The 18558-nt window shown below is 43.8% G+C and carries 14 protein-coding genes; 11 read left to right on the forward strand and 3 right to left on the reverse strand.

Annotated features, from left to right (window positions below):
- Window positions 1-307 precede the first annotated feature (307 nt).
- The 4 genes from M2470_RS01080 to M2470_RS01095 all read left to right on the forward strand — a co-directional run bounded on the left by M2470_RS01080 (window position 308) and on the right by M2470_RS01095 (window position 4599).
- Window positions 308-2431 carry a KamA family protein gene (locus M2470_RS01080; RefSeq protein ID WP_280743154.1) on the forward strand — a complete coding sequence of 708 codons (2124 nt, stop codon included), beginning with the start codon at window positions 308-310 and terminating at the stop codon, window positions 2429-2431.
- Between the two features lie 107 nt (window positions 2432-2538).
- Window positions 2539-3159 (forward strand): hypothetical protein, encoded by a 621-nt coding sequence (locus M2470_RS01085; protein WP_280743153.1) that lies wholly within the window; start codon window positions 2539-2541, stop codon window positions 3157-3159.
- Window positions 3159-3986 carry a nucleotidyl transferase AbiEii/AbiGii toxin family protein gene (locus M2470_RS01090; RefSeq protein WP_280743357.1) on the forward strand — a complete coding sequence of 276 codons (828 nt, stop codon included), beginning with the start codon at window positions 3159-3161 and terminating at the stop codon, window positions 3984-3986. The genes M2470_RS01085 and M2470_RS01090 overlap by 1 nt, the downstream gene beginning before the upstream one ends.
- A gap of 79 nt (window positions 3987-4065) precedes the next feature.
- The gene (locus M2470_RS01095; RefSeq protein ID WP_280743152.1) at window positions 4066-4599 is read left to right on the forward strand and encodes a DUF2148 domain-containing protein; all 534 of its coding nucleotides are present in this window, start codon (window positions 4066-4068) and stop codon (window positions 4597-4599) included.
- A 1-nt stretch (window position 4600) separates the two neighbouring features.
- Here M2470_RS01095 and M2470_RS01100 read toward each other — a convergent pair whose 3' ends face one another.
- Window positions 4601-6511: an NAD(+) synthase gene (locus M2470_RS01100; RefSeq protein ID WP_280743151.1), complete on the reverse strand. Its 1911-nt coding sequence runs from the start codon at window positions 6509-6511 to the stop codon at window positions 4601-4603.
- 133 nt (window positions 6512-6644) lie between these two features.
- On the opposite strand from M2470_RS01100, the gene M2470_RS01105 reads away from it, so the two are divergent.
- The gene (locus M2470_RS01105) at window positions 6645-7709 is read left to right on the forward strand and encodes a mechanosensitive ion channel family protein (RefSeq protein ID WP_280743356.1); all 1065 of its coding nucleotides are present in this window, start codon (window positions 6645-6647) and stop codon (window positions 7707-7709) included.
- 207 nt (window positions 7710-7916) lie between these two features.
- Here M2470_RS01105 and M2470_RS01110 read toward each other — a convergent pair whose 3' ends face one another.
- Together M2470_RS01110 and M2470_RS01115 are read right to left on the reverse strand one after the other, a co-directional pair.
- On the reverse strand, window positions 7917-10244 hold the full coding sequence (locus tag M2470_RS01110) for a TonB-dependent receptor (RefSeq protein WP_280743150.1): 2328 nt from the start codon (window positions 10242-10244) through the stop codon (window positions 7917-7919).
- 87 nt (window positions 10245-10331) lie between these two features.
- On the reverse strand, window positions 10332-11189 hold the full coding sequence (locus tag M2470_RS01115) for a helix-turn-helix transcriptional regulator (protein ID WP_280743149.1): 858 nt from the start codon (window positions 11187-11189) through the stop codon (window positions 10332-10334).
- Between the two features lie 449 nt (window positions 11190-11638).
- Here M2470_RS01115 and ileS point away from each other — a divergent pair, with 449 nt between their 5' ends.
- From ileS to nspC, 6 genes are all read left to right on the forward strand, one after another.
- Window positions 11639-15058 (forward strand): isoleucine--tRNA ligase, encoded by a 3420-nt coding sequence (ileS, locus tag M2470_RS01120; RefSeq protein ID WP_280743148.1) that lies wholly within the window; start codon window positions 11639-11641, stop codon window positions 15056-15058.
- Window positions 15059-15156: 98 nt separating this feature from the next.
- Complete coding sequence (locus M2470_RS01125) at window positions 15157-15537, forward strand: TraR/DksA C4-type zinc finger protein (RefSeq protein WP_280743147.1); 381 nt, start codon at window positions 15157-15159, stop codon at window positions 15535-15537.
- Window positions 15538-16188, forward strand: coding sequence for a lipoprotein signal peptidase (locus tag M2470_RS01130; RefSeq protein WP_280743146.1), 651 nt, complete (start codon window positions 15538-15540; stop codon window positions 16186-16188). It begins immediately after the preceding gene.
- Window positions 16169-16993, forward strand: a complete 825-nt coding sequence (locus M2470_RS01135; RefSeq protein ID WP_280743145.1) for a DUF4296 domain-containing protein — start codon at window positions 16169-16171, stop codon at window positions 16991-16993. The genes M2470_RS01130 and M2470_RS01135 overlap by 20 nt, the downstream gene beginning before the upstream one ends.
- Before the next feature lie 8 nt (window positions 16994-17001).
- On the forward strand, window positions 17002-17298 hold the full coding sequence (locus M2470_RS01140; protein WP_280743144.1) for a hypothetical protein: 297 nt from the start codon (window positions 17002-17004) through the stop codon (window positions 17296-17298).
- Between the two features lie 103 nt (window positions 17299-17401).
- Window positions 17402-18541, forward strand: a complete 1140-nt coding sequence (gene nspC, locus M2470_RS01145; protein ID WP_280743143.1) for a carboxynorspermidine decarboxylase — start codon at window positions 17402-17404, stop codon at window positions 18539-18541.
- Window positions 18542-18558 lie beyond the last annotated feature (17 nt).

Below are 18558 nucleotides of genomic sequence, written 5' to 3' on the forward strand. Positions count from 1 at the left end.
ATACTTAAAGATCATCGCAGTGATACTTGAGTATAAATCAGGTGAAACTCAAAGTTTCACCTAATAAAAATAAGTGGAACTCGCAACGATGTGATAATCAATAGTGTTAGAAAGTTCGAAGGACTTGGGTTTTGATAAGCCCGAGCTGCGCCTGTCGGCTTGCAAGGGGTTATCCATTTATAAGTCCGCTCGGACTTTTTCGGTATCTTGGATTATGATTTTTCCGTTTTTTTTGTTATATTTGTTGACTCACTCATATTATATGTGAATATAATTGTTTCTAATCAACAAAAACTATTTGTTTCAGATGCTGAAAATAAACTCGTTAATTAGTGATTTTACCCGCTTAAGAAAAAAGATAGAACAGAACTTTCCGGAACTTGTTTCGCTGGCAAAAGAAAGTGAAACTAGTGAGCTTTTTAAGGATGCTCTGCGTTTTTATGTCTCATCAAAGTTAGACCCTGTCTCAGAAAACAGCGGGAGGAATAAGGTTATCAAACGGATTTTGTTATTGATCAACTATGACAATACAACGGTTGATGAACTGTCGACGGGTGAGCAGATGCCTGTTTCTACGATTACCTATTTCTGGCAATTCCTTAGTTGTCGCCCGATGGAGCCTGTTTCCATTGATTTGTTTATCGACTTGTATTATCAGTTTAAATTGTTGGATAATCCGGTGGTAGCTGAACCGGACCGGAACCTGGTACGCCGGCAGATGAATCGTTGGCCTACGGGGCTGGACGAAGAGGTGATAGCGATACGGCAGGCCAACAAAGATAGGATCATTAAAGGGCTTATCAAACGGATTGAAAGAAGACATGCTGCTTCGTCCAGATACTACTTTGATGAAGCGCTGACGTATGAAGAAAAGTATGCATTGGTGAGCGAATGGTGGAATACCAGCCGTTTTCATCTGTCTATGGCCATAAAAAGCCCTACAGAGTTGAATTACTTCCTGGATAATTCCTTGTCGGGAGAAACCCTGAAAATGCTGATGAGAGCTAAGAAGAAAGGCATGCCTTTCTTTGTCACCCCTTATTATCTTTCACTGCTTAATCCCGGTAAAGAGGGTTATGATGATGCTACTATCCGCTCCTATATCCTTTATTCGGACGAATTGGTGGATACGTATGGAGAGATAAAAGCCTGGGAGAAAGAAGATGTGGTGGTAGGCGGAGAGCCGAATGCTGCCGGATGGCTGGTGCCGGAAGGGCATAATATCCATCGACGCTATCCCGAAGTAGCGATATTGATTCCCGACTCCATGGGGAGGGCTTGCGGAGGCCTGTGTGCTTCCTGCCAGCGGATGTACGACTTCCAGAGTGAACGTCTGAACTTCGACTTCGAGGCACTTAAGCCGAAGGAAACCTGGGATAAGAAGCTCCGCCGCCTGATGCAATACTTTGAGGATGATGCCCAATTGCGGGATATCCTGATTACCGGCGGGGATGCCTTCATGAGCCAGAATGCTACTCTGCGGAAGATATTAGAGGCCGTTTATAAAATGGCTTTGCGAAAGAAGAAAGCGAACGAATTTCGTCCGGATGGCGAGAAATACGCCGAATTGCAACGTGTGCGCCTGGGTAGCCGCCTACTGGCGTATCTCCCCTTGCGGATTACAGACGACTTGGTAGAAGTGCTGCGCGAATTCAAAGAAAAAGCTTCGCTGATAGGCATTTCCCAGTTCTATGTTCAAACGCATTTCCAATCGCCGCTGGAAGTGACTCCCGAAGCGGAAAAGGCTATCCGCAAGATACAGGATGCCGGCTGGACGATCACCAATCAGTTGGTGTATAATGTGGCGGCCTCACGTCGCGGACATACGGCTAAGTTGCGCCAGATGCTTAATTCGGTAGGAGTGGTGTGCTATTACACCTTCTCGGTAAAAGGCTTCCGAGAGAATTATGCCATATTTACCCCCAACAGCCGTTCGTTGCAGGAAGAGAAAGAAGAGAAGGTTTTCGGCTTGATTCCAAAGGAGATACGAGGAGAACTAGATACCATAATCAAGAGCAAACGCCCTTTGGGAAAGTATCTGTCCCGCTTCCTGAAAGAGCATAAGCTACTCTTTGCCGGAACCGACCGGAGTGTACTGAATCTTCCTGGTATCGGAAAGAGTATGACCTTTGTAACAGTAGGTATCACAGCAGAAGGAAAACGAATCCTGAGGTTCGATCATGATGCCAGCCGCAAACACAGCCCCATCATCAACAAACTGGGACAGGTATACATCGTAGAAAATAAGTCCATAGCCGCCTACCTTCGCCAGCTAAAAGAGATGGGAGAGGACATGAACGAATACACCTCTATCTGGAACTATTGCGAAGGCAAAACAGAGCGTCACTTCAGCCTCTACGAATACCCGGACTATCCCTTCACCGCTACCGAAAAAATGACTAATTTGGATATAGAGGATAAGGATTGTTAGTCCGTTTTTTCTTGAAAAAAATAGATGATTTTGCGCACTTATTCTTATTCTATTCAACTATCTATGCAAAAATAGCTATATTTGTTTCAAAGTAACAACAATGAAACATGGAGAAGCTTGAACAGTTAGGTGTAATTCCAATAGATTATGCAGTTTTACGTTCCTTGTTTTCCGATTACCTTTCTCCTCGCAACAAGATCGCAAATCTCGAACAAGAGGGTAAGATAATTCGCCTGAAAAGAGGAATGTATGTTGTGTCGCCAAAGGTGAGTAAGCAATTATTATCCATGGAGTTGATAGCAAATCACATCTATGGGCCGTCTTATGTATCTATGGAGACTGCTTTGCGTTATTACGGATTAATCCCCGAGCAGGTATATACCGTTCGCTCCATGACAACGAATCGTTCCAAAAACTTTGAAAATCCTGTTGGTAATTTTGAGTATATAACTGTTGATGAAGCGTATTACCCTATAGGTATAACTCAACAAACTGTAGAGAATAAATATACCTTCTTAATTGCTTCGCCCGAAAAAGCATTATGCGATATGATTACTGCTACTCCACGATTGCGGATCCAGTCTGTAAAAGCATTGATAACATACCTTGAAGATGACTTGCGTTTTGAAATGTCTACCTTAGAAAATATGAACGGAGATATTATCAGAGACTGCATAATGGCAGGAAAGAAAAAGGAAGTATTAAAATTATTGCTAAAATTATTGTAATCATGAATAATATATTCGAACAGATGCTTGCGAGGTATGATATAAAAACCAACGAGCAAAAAAGAAATGTGACACATGAAGTAATGCAGGAAATAACGCTTGCAGGATTGTATCGTGGGGGATTCTTTGATAAAGCTGCATTCTATGGTGGCACTTGTTTGAGGATTTTTCATGGGTTACCACGATTTAGTGAAGACATGGATTTTTCACTGATAGAAAAAGATGAGAAATTTGATTTGGAGAGTTATTTTCCTTCAATCATTGAGGAATTCAAAGCAGCAGGCCGTGATGTTGTCATTACCCGGAAAGAGAAAAAGAAAGAAACAAAAGTAGAATCCGCATTCCTCAAGGATGATACGGCTATGTATGATGTGAAATTTAAAACGGATAAAGACATTAAAATTAAGATAGAAGTAGATATCGACCCTCCTTTGGGATTCATAACTGAACAAAAATTATCTTTAATGCCGTTTTCCTTTATGACACGATGTTTTACATTACCTGATTTGTATGCCGGAAAAATGCATGCTTTATTATTCCGTAACTGGAAAACTCGTGTAAAAGGACGGGATTGGTATGATTTCGAATGGTATGTACGGCATAATATACCGTTGGATTTCATACATTTTCAAGAAAGAAGCAAAGAGTTTAACAGTATGGACATAGATAAAGAAATGTTCACTTCTATGCTGAAAGACAGGCTTGTTTCAACAGAGATAAATATGGTTAAGCGTGATGTTTTGCCATTCGTGCAAAATCCTAAAGAATTGGAAATCTGGTCGAATGATTATTTTCTTCAATTAGCTAATAGAGTAAACTTCTTATAAGGAGGCTAAAAACCTAAATGGGTACAAGTCCGTTTTTTCTTTATCTTTGCTCACGTAAAATGTGAATATTGAAAGTGCTATGATACTAAACGAAAGAGAAAGCCGTAAGGAACATCTGTTGACGGTTGCACGGCAGATGATGACAGCTGCTCGTACAGCTCCCAAAGGGAAAGGGATGGATATAATTGAAGTGGCAATGGTTACGGATGAAGACATCAACCGCCTGTCAGAAGAGATGCTCCGGATACATGAGGAAACCGGACTTAAATTCCTGATACGCGACTCGGAAAACATACAAAGTGCGGAAGCCATTATCATCATCGGAACAAGGCAGCAGACACATGCCCTAAACTGTGCCCATTGCGGCTATGCCACCTGTGCAGCAAAGCCTGAAGAAGTGCCTTGTGCCATCAATACAGTAGACGTAGGTATAGCTGTAGGTTCAGCCTGTGCAACAGCCGCCGACCTGCGCGTAGATACCCGCGTAATGTTCAGTGCCGGACTAGCTGCCCAACGCCTCGGCTACTTAGGCGATGCCAAATGCGTAATGGCCATCCCCATCAGTGCTAGCTCCAAAAACCCATTCTTTGACCGCAAACCAAAAGAGAAGTGACTTAAAGCCAATGGCTTGAAGAGGCATCGCTTGGCATGCGCCAGTCGCCACGAGGGGAGAGGCTTACGGAGCCTACTTTGGGGCCGTCGGGCAGGCAGCTGCGTTTGAATTGTTGGCTAAAGAAGCGGCGGAAGAAGGTGTTTAGCCACTTCTTGATTGTTTCTTGCTCGTATTTACCGGCAAAAGCTTTCTGGGCCAGGTATAGGATTTTTTCTGGTGTAGAGCCAAACCGCAGGTAGTGGTAGATGAAGAAATCGTGCAGTTCGTAGGGGCCTACCAGGTCTTCCGTTTTTTGTGTGATATTGCCCTCTTTGTCTGCCGGTATCAGTTCCGGGCTGATGGGGGTGTCGGCAATATCCAGCAAGGTTTCTTTGGATTCTTTGTCCATCTTGTTATGAGCCGTCCACTCTACCAGATAACGCACTAAAGTCTTGGGGATACTGGTGTTTACGCCGTACATGGACATGTGATCGCCGTTGTAGGTTGCCCAGCCGAGCGCCAATTCGGAAAGGTCGCCCGTTCCGATTACCAGTCCGTTTTCCTGATTGGCAATATCCATCAGTATTTGTGTCCGCTCGCGTGCCTGTGAATTTTCATAGGTCACATCATGTATGGACGGATCGTGTCCTATATCCTTAAAGTGTTGCTCAGTCGCCTTTACAATTGATATCTCTCGCGAAGTAATTCCCAGCGATTTCATCAGGTTGATGGCATTGGTATAGGTTCGGTTGGTGGTTCCGAAGCCCGGCATCGTAATGCCCAGTATCTGCTTGCGAGGTATCTTTAAGGCGTCGAAGGTAAGTACTGTTACCAAGAGAGCCAAGGTAGAGTCTAGGCCTCCCGAAATGCCTATTATGGCTGTTTTAGCATGTATATGTGATACGCGTTTGGCCAGTCCGGCTACCTGGATATTCAATATCTCTTCGCAGCGCTCTTTTAAAGCTTCGCCTGAGGGTACAAAGGGGTGGGAATCGATTGTTCGCGTCAGCTCAAAAGACTCTGCATTAGCCAAAGCTACAGGTATTTTGAGTATGTCTTTGGGAAGTAGTTGTCCGGCTCCATGCATAAAGCTGCCGTCTACCTGTCTGTCGTTCTGGAGGTTTTCAATGTCTATTTCGCTGATGACTAATTGCTCTTCCATACTGAAACGTTCCGATTCTTCTAGGATAGAGCCGTTTTCGGCAATGATACCGCCTCCGGCAAATACCAAGTCGGTAGTGGATTCTCCGTACCCTGCCATAGCGTACACATATCCGGCGATACAGCGTGCGGACTGCTGGCTGACCAACGAACGGCGATAGCGATGTTTACCAATCAGTTCGTTGCTGGCAGAAGGGTTCAGGATGATATTGGCTCCCGCCATTGCCAACAAAGAGCTGGGAGGAACAGGCACCCAGAGGTCTTCACATATCTCGATACCGATCGTTACTTTCCCATCGGTAAACAATAGATTGTTCGAGAGGGGATAGCTCTTGCCCTTCAATGTGATTGCATTATCCAGCAAATCAAAGGCAGAGGTAAACCATCGTTTCTCCTGATACTCTTTATAGTTGGGCAGATATGTTTTGGGTACAACTCCCAGTATGTTACCGCTTTGGAAGGCTACGGCAGCATTAATCAGGCAGTTCCCCGTTACAAGCGGAAGCCCTACAACCGTGAATATATCCAGCTCTGCAGTATCTTGCACCAGCTTGTGGAGGGCTTCTTCGGCCGCTTCCAGCAACGTTTGCTTATGAAACAGGTCGAGGCAGGTATAGGAGGTAATGCATAGCTCGGGAAAGCTTATGATTTGCACCCCTTTTTCCGCTGCTTTGCGCATCAATCCTTCAATCTGTTTGATATTGTATGAACAATCCGCTACTGATACGTGCGGAACTGCTGCTGCTGCCTTTACAAATCCGTAATTTTTCATTTGTCAGTTATTCTACTTATAGCCACAAAGGTAATAATACTTGAACAAAATAGCCCGTTAACAGTTTATATTAATATATTTATCTTCGTGGATAATTCAGTCAATAATTAAAATATATCATAGTATGTTAGAGATATTAGAAAAAGAAATTTGGGGAAATACGCTCGAACACTGGGGTATTTCCATACTCATTGTTTTAGGTGCTTATATCCTGATGAAGCTTATGGCCTTCATCGCTCGAAAAGTATTTAAACCCTTAACGGAGAAGACACAAAACAAGATAGACGACGTGATTTACGACTCCGTAGTGCCTCCTTTACTGTTTGGTATTATGTTGCTGGGTTTGTGGATTGCGATCCATCATTTGGTAACGCCTGAAAAGCTACAAAATGTAATAGATCATTCGTACCGAATATTGGTAACATTGAATGTTACCTGGCTGTTTGCACGCTTTGTAAACGGCTTGATAGACGTCTATTGGGTGGGCGACTCCTACGATGCCCAGCGGCACAGGATGCTTCCGATAGTTAAACGTACATTGCTGGTATTGGTCTGGATTGTCGGCCTTGTCATGGCTCTGAGCAATATAGGCGTAAATATCAGCGCTTTATTGGGTACTTTGGGTATTGGAGGTATTGCCTTTGCCCTGGCAGCTCAAGATACGGTGAAGAATGTATTCGGAGCCTTTACTATACTGGCAGACAAACCGTTTACCATAGGTGATGTTGTGCGGATCGACAGCTATGAAGGCACAGTCACAGATATAGGCGTACGCAGCACAAAGATAAGGGATTACGATGGCCGTACCATCACCCTTCCCAACTATAAAGTAGCCGATGCCTCAGTCATCAACATATCCTCGGAAGAGCCTTTCCGCCGGGTCGTTATGAAACTGGGACTCACCTACGATACCACTCCCGAAAAGATGCAGGAAGCCATGTCTATCCTGAAGGGTATCCCATCTAAAATAGAAGGAGTAAGGAATGAAAACCAGGTCGTTTTCTTCTCCGAGTTCGGCGACTCAGCCATGGTACTCACTTTCATCTATTTTATAAAGAAAAGCGCAGGCATACAAAAAGTTACCTCCGACGTAAACATGGAAATCCTAAGCTCCTTCAACAAAGCCGGCCTCAGCTTCGCCTTCCCCTCCCAAACGCTGTATATTGATAAAAGCGATGCGGAACAGTTGATTAAATAATTGGATAGATTTGGATAAATTTTATTGTGAGATGCCGGACTTTAAACCAAAGCTTGACTCTAATTAAATAGGAATATACCCGCTTTCTTCTATGATTTGCTGGCCTTCTTTGGTGGATAGGAGGTCGAAGATTTTGTGGGCGTGTGAGGAAGTTTGCATTGTGTATAATATACTGCATATTGACAATAAGAGGAGTGAGGCTTTCCATCAAAACCCTATCTTATAGCTGATATTCGGGACATTGATTCCTTCGTATACTTTGTCTATTTTGTGTGTTTTGAAGTTGTAGCTGTGGCCCATGTATTCTTCGTAGAAGGTGGCGTTGAGCATTTTTATGGCAAATTCGTGGGCTATGCGTTTGCGGTTTATTTTGTAGCTTATTGTGAAATGGGCTATGAAGGCTACCGGTAATTGCTTGCTGAATGCTTTGGATTCGTCGTATTGCACTTCTTTGTCGGGGCGGACTTGTGTGGCTTGCTCGTCTACAGGTGAGTATCGTTCGCCTCCTTGGCTTGCTACATTGATATTGGCGCTAAACATATTCTGTTTGCTGCGGCCTACCATCCATTCTTTACCGATCAGGAAGTTGACCAGGAAATTACGGTTATACCGAGTGTCGCGCCAGATATGGTCGCCCCCTTTGTAGCGCGCGTTGAATAAGGAGCCTGTGAGCATATAGTAATAGCCTTGCGACATGAATTTCTCAAACGTCAGGTCGATGCCATAGTTGAAGCCTTTTCCTGTGTTTTCCAGCTTTTCACGTACAAACCATTTGTCTTTTAGGTTGAGAAATGAGAATGAACTGTCGGGAATGACAGGTACGTCGTACAGGAACTGAACGTATGGTTCTACACGCAAATGGTAGTTATTGCCAATATTCCAGTCGTATGATAGCACCAGATGATGCGCCCGGGTAAAATCCAGGTCTTTGTTGATGAGTTCTCCTGTTTCATTACGCGTGAAATAGTAGTTCAGTAGCTCCATCCGGCTATGTAATCCATACGACAGGCTTACGGATTGATCGCTTGAGGCGTTATAGCGTACTCCGGCGCGAGGCTCTATACTATAATGTTGGTTTAATGCGAAGTACTGCCCGTGCAAGCCGACATTGAATGTCCATTTGTCTGATAGGTTAAAGGACGAGTTCGTATAGGCTGAGAGCAGGGCGCTTGCCCCGTCTTCATCGGAGATGGTTTGCAGAGGTGTGGAAACCGGATCGGCGTTTTTCAGCAACATATCATACTTCAATCCGGTAACGTTTATTCCCGTGCGGTTGGTGTGTTTGGCTCCGAATCGTTTATTGATATACGAAGAGAGTACGAAGTTCCAGTTTGTCTTTTTTATGATATGGCTTGGTTGTAGCTGTAGTTGGTCGTCCATTTGCTCGGTATGGGTATCGATCCGGTTGGCGGTTGCTGCCAATGTGGTTTTCCAGTACGCGCTGTTGCCGAGCGAAATGCGGTGGGCGGCACCCATTGCTCCCGAGTAGATTTTAGTGTCGAAACGTTCCCTGTCGTCGGTATATTCCCACTTTTCTTTATTCATTTCGGCATCCTCTTTGAAATGGTCAAGCCATCCCATGCCCCAGACCGAGAACGTTCCGGCTCGCTTGGTGGGGAAGTTCAGCTTGAATGATAAGTCCTGATACTTCATGCCGAAGTCTGATACCAAACCCAGGTCAGAATAGCGGTAATTAAACAAGTAAGAGGCTTGTCCCCCTTTCTTCAAAGGGCCTTCAGAGGCCAGGTCGATACCGATGGTTCCTATTTGCGCCGTGTTTTCCATACGCTCGTTGTTTCCGGTGCGTAGTTTAAGATCGAATACTCCGGACAGGGCATTGCCGTATTCGGCCGGGAAAGCGCCTGTGAAGAAGTCGGAATTGCCTAATACCTGGCTGCTTAATGCCGTTAAGCCCCCTCCGCCAAAACCGGCTACCTCGGCAAAATGGTTGGGATTGGGTATTTCCACGTCTTCCAGCCTCCATTGCAGGAATTTGGGAGCATTGCCGCGCACTACGATTCCGTTGTCGCCCAGATTGGTATTCACACCTGCAAATGTTGCCGCCAGGCGAGCCGGGTCGTCAAAGCCTCCGGCAAAACGGCTGGCCTCTTCCACGCTTAGCATACGTGCGCTCGACAGTGCCATCTTGTTCATAGGCTGCGACTTATTAACCGTAGGTCTCACCACCACTTCCCCCAGCTTAGTAAGGTTTTCCTGTAAAGAGATGTCCAACACCGCTTCCTTGGCGGAGGTAAGCAGTATTTCGGGGATAATTACCGGGTTGTAGCCCATATAAGACACCTCTATATCGTAGCGCCCCACAGGTATATCTTTAAAGATGAAATGCCCCAGGCTATCGGTTATAGCTCCTGTGGGCAAGGCCGTATTCTTCAGGGCAACCGTAGCATATGCCAGGGGAGTACCGGAGGCGGCATCATGCACCGTACCACGAATATTTTGAACAGATTGTTGAGCGAATAATGCAAACGGTAATAAAAATAAGCAGGATACAAAGAAAATATGCTGTTGCTTCATCTTCATAATTGATTGATAGTGAATGATAGAGCAAAAATACCGGGATGCGGAATACCGGAAAAGAGATAAAAACGGGTAATGATTGCTTTATTTCAGGTAACTATCCCGGAAAGCAAGGGGAGTCGTCTGGGTAGACTGCTTGAATAGCTTGGAAAAATACGTATGATCGTCATACCCCAGTGCATGGGCTATTTCTTTGACATTTAGCTTGCTAAAACACAACAGACGCTTGGCTTCAAGCACAATCTGCTGCTGTATCCAATAGGTAACCGTAAAGCCGATGGTCTTTTTTATAGCTTCGTTCAGGTAGGCTTCGGATATGTTTAGCCGGGATGCGTAGTACGACGGGCTTTTCTGTGACAGGTAGTTCTCTTGTAATAGCTTGCGGAACTCTTTGGTTATCTGTGTCGTTCGCAACATATTATTGGCCGATTCCGTATTGGCCGACACATAGGCACGTGCCGTAGCGCATAAAAACACATCCAGCAGCGCATAGGTGAGTTGTTTGTAAAAAACAGCCTCCGGATCGCTTGTATATTGCTTGTTAAGCAGGTGTACAATCTCCTGGCATTGGAGGAATTGAGCTTCACCCAGCGGACATGGTTTTTGCTGTAACAGGTTGTTGTTGAATACTTCGGAATACTCTTTCGGTATCAACGAGGGGTCTACCAACACCAACCAGCCAACCGAATTTCTCGCCTTGATATTGTGATGAATCTGCCCGGGAGTAACAAAGTAAAGGTCCCGCCCTGTAAGGGTAACCTGCTTAAAATCCACATCCATAGAGCCTATCCCGCTCTCTATCAATAGAAATACATAATGATCGTCCCTGTGAACAGGAAAACCTTCTATTTCACTTCTGGATGCTTTAACCTCCGAGAAATGCTTTATTTCCAAGCCGATTTCTGCTCGTTCGTTCAGTACATGAATCGGGATATGCGGCATAAGCTGTAGAGTATGCGTATTAACTGTTTTCTGTACTTTAAAAAACGGTAAAATAAAACATTTATTTTTAGTCAACGAAAAAACAATGAAAAAGAAGCGTTCTGTCCTGATTTTAAACCGAATAATGCCTGATTTTTATTTGCTTGTTTTTGTTTGCCGATAATTATGGGCAAGCCTGCCGACAATTGTGGGCAAGCCTGTTGATAATTATCGGCAGAATTGCTGACATATGTCGGCAACCAAAAGTAAGCAATGTTTTTCAGGAAATATGGGCGTCTTTGTTGCAAGCTCTCCTCCTTGTAAAATAATGATTAAAGGCGTTTGTAAGGTATTTAGAAAAGCGTTACCTTTGTGGCAATTTTTAAATAACGATTAATGGTTAACGATTAACGATTAGTAATAAGTTGTTAATCGTTAATTGTTAAACGTTAAACGTTAAGAAATATCGTATGAACAAGAAATTCGCTGAGTATTCTAAGTTTAACTTATCGGACATCAATAAAGAGATGTTGAAAAAGTGGCAAGAAGGGGACTTCTTCCGCAAGAGTCTTGAAATACGCGAAGGTGCTCCGTCATTCGTATTTTACGAAGGACCTCCTTCCGCTAATGGTATGCCTGGCATTCACCATGTCATTGCCCGTTCGATTAAGGATATTTTCTGCCGTTACAAAACCATGAAAGGTTATTTGGTAAATCGTAAGGCAGGTTGGGATACACATGGTTTGCCCGTTGAATTAGGTGTAGAAAAGGAATTGGGTATTACCAAGGAAGATATCGGCAAAAAGATTTCTGTTGCAGAATATAATGCAGCTTGCCGGAAGGCAGTGATGAAATATACAAAAGAGTGGGAAGACCTGACCGATAAAATGGGTTATTGGGTAGATATGGAGCATCCGTATATTACCTACGATAATCGTTATATCGAGACGCTTTGGTACTTGTTAAAAGAGTTGTATAAGAAAGGTTTACTGTATAAAGGATATACCATACAGCCTTATTCGCCTGCTGCCGGTACGGGTTTGAGCACACATGAGTTGAATCAACCGGGTACTTACCGGGATGTAAAAGATACTACCTGTACGGCTCAGTTCAAGATATTGACTCCCAAGCCTGAAATGACGGTTCATGGCGATCCATTCTTCCTGGCATGGACAACTACTCCCTGGACCTTGCCTTCCAATACAGCGCTTTGTGTAGGTCCGAATATCACGTATGTAGTTGTTCGTACATTTAATCCTTATACTGGGGTTCCTGTAACGGTTGTTCTGGCTAAAGATCTGGTAGCGGCTTATTTTAATCCGAAGGCGGCAGAACTGGCGCTGAGTGATTACAAGCAGGGCGACAAGTTGGTACCCTATGAAGTAGTAGGAGAGTGGAAAGGCGCTGACCTGGCAGGTATCAAATACGAGCAACTGATCCCCTGGGTAAATCCGGGAGAAGGTGCTTTCCGTGTAATAACGGGCGATTTCGTAACTACGGAAGACGGTACGGGTATCGTACATATTGCTCCTACCTTTGGTGCGGATGACGATAGGGTGGCAAAAGCAAACGGTGTACCTCCGTTGATGCTGATAGATAAAGAAGGTAACAAACGTCCGATGGTGGATCTGACAGGTAAGTATTATCTGCTGGAAGACCTGGATCCGGAGTTTGTGCAGAAATATATGAATGCGGCAGACTATGATCCGTTTGCCGGACGTTTTGTTAAGAACCAATACGATCCCAGTTTGTCGGATAGCGACGAAACCCTGGATGTAGGCCTTTGTATGATGTTGAAAGTGCAGAACCGGGTGTTCCGCATCGAAAAACACGTACACAATTACCCGCATTGCTGGCGTACAGACAAGCCGGTATTGTATTACCCGCTGGATAGCTGGTTTATCCGCACAACAGCACATCGCGATCGCCTGATAGAGTTGAATAACACGATCAACTGGAAGCCGCAGAGTACCGGTTCCGGACGTTTTGGCAAGTGGCTGGAAAACCTGCAAGACTGGAACCTGAGCCGTAGCCGTTTCTGGGGTACTCCTTTACCCATCTGGCGTACGGAAGACGGAGACGAAGAAATCTGTATCGGTTCCGTTGAAGAGTTATACAATGAGATAGAGAAGTCTATAAAGGCGGGAGTTATGGAACAGAATCCGTTTAAAGACTTCAAGGTAGGCGAATATACACAGACAAACTATGATAAGATAGACCTGCACCGTCCGTTTGTAGACGATGTAGTGTTGGTGTCAGCAAGCGGTAAGCCTATGAAGCGTGAAACGGACTTGATAGACGTTTGGTTCGATTCGGGCGCCATGCCTTATGCCCAGATCCATTATCCGTTTGAGAACAAAGACCTGTTGGATAAAGGGATTGTATTCCCGGCAGACTTTATTGCCGAAGGAGTAGACCAGACACGCGGATGGTTCTTTACGCTGCATGCCATATCAACGATGGTATTTGATAGTATTTCGTTCAAAACAGTTATATCCAATGGTTTGGTGTTGGATAAGAACGGTAACAAGATGTCTAAGCGTTTAGGCAATGGTATCGATCCTTTTGCAACAATCGAGCAATATGGTTCGGATCCCTTGCGCTGGTATATGATAACCAATGCTTCTCCCTGGGATAACCTGAAATTTGACCCGGAAGGACTGGACGAAGTACGTCGTAAGTTCTTCGGAACACTTTATAATACCTATTCGTTCTTTGCTTTGTACGCCAATGTAGATGGATTTGACTATTCGGAAGCAGATGTGCCATACAACGAACGGCCGGAAATAGACCGCTGGATTCTTTCACTGCTCAACTCCCTGATAAAGGAAGTGGATACCCAGTTAGAGAACTATGAGCCAACCCGTGCAGGACGCGCCATCTCCGAGTTTGTAAACGACAACCTGAGTAACTGGTATGTACGTTTGAACCGTCGCCGTTTCTGGGGTGGGGGCATGACTACCGATAAGTTGTCGGCCTATCAGACACTCTATACCTGTCTGGAAACGATAGCTAAGCTAATGTCGCCGATTTCACCGTTCTATGGAGATAAGCTCTTCTGTGACTTGATCGCTGTTACCGGACGTGAGAAAGCAGAATCTGTCCATTTGTCCGACTTCCCGGTGTATGACGAATCTTTGATAGACCAGGCGTTGGAAGAGCGTATGAAGATGGCTCAGGATGTTTCGTCTATGGTATTGGCACTTCGTCGTAAGGTAAATATCAAGGTACGTCAGCCGCTTCAAACCATCATGGTACCGGTTATGGATGCCCATCAACAGGAAGCCTTGGAGGCTGTAAAAGCCTTGATCCTGAATGAGGTGAATGTAAAGGATATGAAGTTTGTAGACAACTCTGCCGGTATATTGGTGAAGAAGGTAAAACCGGATTTCAAGAAACTGGGTCCGCGTTACGGTAAGATCATGAAACAACTGGCTGTTGCTATTCAGAACATGAACCAGGAGGATATTCTGGCCTTTGAATCGGCAGGAACCTTTACCTGTCATGTAGAAGGACAGGAGGCTGTTGTAGAATTGGCCGATGTAGAAATAATATCGGAAGATATCCCAGGCTGGCTGGTTGCCAATGAGGGTAGCCTGACAGTAGCCTTGGATATTACGATAACCGAAGAACTGAAGAAAGAAGGACTGGCTCGCGAACTGGTAAACCGTATTCAGAACCTGCGCAAGAGCAACGGTTTGGATATCACAGACAAGATAAAGATACATATTCTGTCTTCTTCGGAAATGGATGATACGGTGCAGGATTATAATGATTATATCAAGAACCAGGTGTTGGCCGTTTCCTTGAAAACCGTTGATATTTTAAGTGATGCAGTGATGCTTGATTTTGACGATTTTACGTTGTCTATCCGTATAGATAAAGTATAATGTTTAAAATACAGATGCCATCGTATGTAAAATATGAATATTAATACATATATTTGGAATAATAAACCTTAATCAATTAAGAACAAAAAAGTAGAATTATGGCAGAAAAGACTAAATATTCGGATGCTGAACTCGAGGAGTTCCGCGCCATTATAATGGAAAAGCTGGAAATGGCCAGAAAGGATTACGAGTTGTTGAGGTCTGGAGTAACTAATTCTGACGGAAATGATGTATCCGACACTTCTCCTACGTTTAAGGTACTGGAAGAAGGAGCCGCTACGCTTTCAAAAGAAGAAGCAGGACGTTTGGCTCAGCGCCAGATGAAGTTTATACAAAACCTGCAGGCTGCACTGATCCGTATCGAAAATAAGACGTATGGTGTTTGCCGCGAAACAGGTAAACTGATTCCTAAAGAGAGGTTACGTGCTGTTCCTCATGCTACATTGAGTATTGAAGCAAAACAAGGAGGCGCTAAATAAATGAAATTTTCCAAAGGTTGGGGAGCAGTATTGGTTATCATGCTGCTCCTCGTTCTTGATCAAGCATTGAAAATATGGGTGAAAACTCATATGCAGTTGCATGAGAGTATAGAAATAACCCCTTGGTTCTACATCTATTTTACTGAAAACCCTGGAATGGCTTTCGGTATAGAGATATTTGGCAAACTGTTTTTGTCAATCTTTCGCATTATAGCCGTTGGCTTTATTGGTTATTACCTGTATGATATAATAAAGAAGAATTTCAACTTTGGTTATATAGCCTGTGTAGCGCTGATCTTTGCCGGAGCTATCGGAAATATCATAGATTCAGTATTTTATGGTGTTGTTTTCGATCATAGTTTTGGGCAGGTTGCACACTTTATGCCCGAAGGAGGAGGATATGCTAGCTGGCTGCATGGCAAAGTAGTAGATATGTTCTATTTCCCGTTGATAGAGACCGTTCTTCCGGAGTGGCTTCCCATCTGGGGTGGGAAAGATTTTATCTTTTTCCGGCCTATATTTAATTTAGCTGATTCCGCTATTTGTGTAGGTGTGTTTGTTTTATTTATTTTTTTCCGGCATACCTTGTCACAAAGCCTTGCAAAAAAAGAAGACAAGAAAGAAAAAGAGAATGCAGAAAACGCTGTATAGATACAGTATTGCTTTTATCGTAACCTTGCTGGCTATTTCATGCAGCAAGGTGCCTAAAGACGTCTTATCCGAGAAGGAAATGAAAGATGTCATGATAGATATATATCTGGCTGAAGGTATGATTAATGCGGATCCCCGCACATACCCTGATAGCACTCATAAGGCAGCTCTATATCAATCCGTTTTCCGTAAGCATAAGATAGAAGAAGCCAAATATGACAGCTCGCTTGTCTGGTATGGCAAGAATATGGATATCTATATGCAAGTGATGGATTTAGCTCTGGCCGAAATAAATACCCGTATCCGTAATTTGGGAGACGTACAGGCCAGTGCTGCCCCCAGTTCAAACAAAGACTCTGTTAATATCTGGCCCAGACGAGACTATTTAACGCTATATCCGCAGGCCTTGTTTAATGGGGTTACCTTTGATATTAAACCGGAAAGGCCCTATACTTCGGGTAGTGTATTTGTTTTAGGTATGCGCGTATGGGGACTGACCGAGGATATGAAACATACTCCCGAATTACGTTTGGCCATCGACCAGACGGATACCACTTTGTTTATCAGGGATAAGATATTGAAAGAAGGATATAGCGAGCTAATCCTTAGGGGATTGCCAACCAAACAGATCCGCAGGGTATATGGCTATATCCGGCTTGATAATTCGGAAACCAACTATTATAAGGTGTTTGTAGACAGCCTGAACCTGATGAAGTATAATTATGATTCTCCGGCTATACAACTTCCGGCTGATACGATGAATACGCTTAAAGCGGACTCCGTACCCTCCAATCTTATCCCATAATACCCCCAATGAGAAGGATTGCCGCACATTATATTTTCTGGCGCCAATTATACCGAATGCACTATGTCGAACTAAGCGATGATCATAGGCTTCATGGTGTCTTCCCCTTAGATGGCGAGATTGCCGGCACGGAGTTCTATGATGGGATGCTGGTTGTAGTGGTGGAGGGGTTTAATGAAACTAATAAACTTAATGGACTTAATGAACTTAATATAGAAGGGTCTGGTGTTACGAATGATGTAGCTATTGGGGATGTGGTTCAATTGTATAGGGTTCATAATGGCAGTTCTCATCAGCTGTTTTGAAAACGATATGTTAGTAGTCCGATTATTCGGATGCTAACCTATAATTACCGGATAATATTATTACCTTTGTGCCTCTTTAATTTAAGGTAATTTAGAAGGTTAAATGATTGATTATAATAAAATACCATCGCCTTGTTATGTGATGGAGGAGAAGTTGCTCAGAAGGAATCTGGAGCTGATTAAGCATGTGAAAGAAGAGGCGGGAGTTGATATTATCCTGGCTTTTAAGGCTTTTGCGATGTGGAAATCGTTTCCTATTATTCATGAGTATATTCCTTATTCTACGGCGAGTTCCAAATATGAGGCTCAGTTGGCGTATGAGGAGATGGGGAGTCTGGCGCATACGTATTCTCCTGCCTATACGGAAGAAGATTTTCCTTTGATATTGAAGTATAGCAGTCATATTACCTTTAATTCGCTTTCTCAGTTTGAGCGTTTTTATCCGATGGTAAAGGCGGATGGAAATCGTGTTTCCTGTGGTTTGCGCATCAATCCCGAATATTCGGTGGTAGATACAGACTTATATAATCCGACAGCTCCGGGATCACGTATGGGCATTGTCCGTGATTTGCTGGGAGAGCGACTTCCGGAGGGAGTAGAAGGACTTCATTTTCATGCGCTTTGCGAGTCTTCTTCGTATGATCTGGAGAAGATGCTGGAAGTGGTTGAAGAGCGTTTCGGATGCTTTCTGCCATCCCTAAAGTGGCTGAATATGGGTGGCGGGCATTTAATGACGCGTAAAGACTATGATACGGATCATCTTATAGCTTTATTGAAGCGTTTTAATGCCAAATATCCTTCGTTGAAGATAATCCTGGAACCGGGAAGTGCTTTTGCCTGGCAGACGGGCTTCTTGCTTACAACGGTTGTTGATATTGTGGAAAATCATGGTATAAAGACGGCTATAATAGATGCTTCTTTTACCTGTCATATGCCTGATTGCCTGGAAATGCCTTATAAACCGGCTATTCGTAACGCAACGGATGCTATAATAGGGAAACCTACCTATCGCATTGGAGGGAACAGTTGCCTGAGTGGCGACTTTATGGGCGATTGGTCTTTTGATGAGCCCTTGCAGATAGGAGACAGGCTTATTTTTGAAGATATGATTCATTATACAATCGTGAAAACAAACATGTTTAACGGTATACCTCACCCTTCTATAGCCCTTATAAATAATAAGGATGAACTGGTTATATATAAAATGTTCGGATACGAAGACTACAAGCAAAGAAATTCATGAAATTTTAATTGAAAAAA

The sequence above is a fragment of the Parabacteroides sp. PH5-46 genome, assembly GCF_029892785.1.
Lineage (GTDB): Bacteria > Bacteroidota > Bacteroidia > Bacteroidales > Tannerellaceae > DFXE01.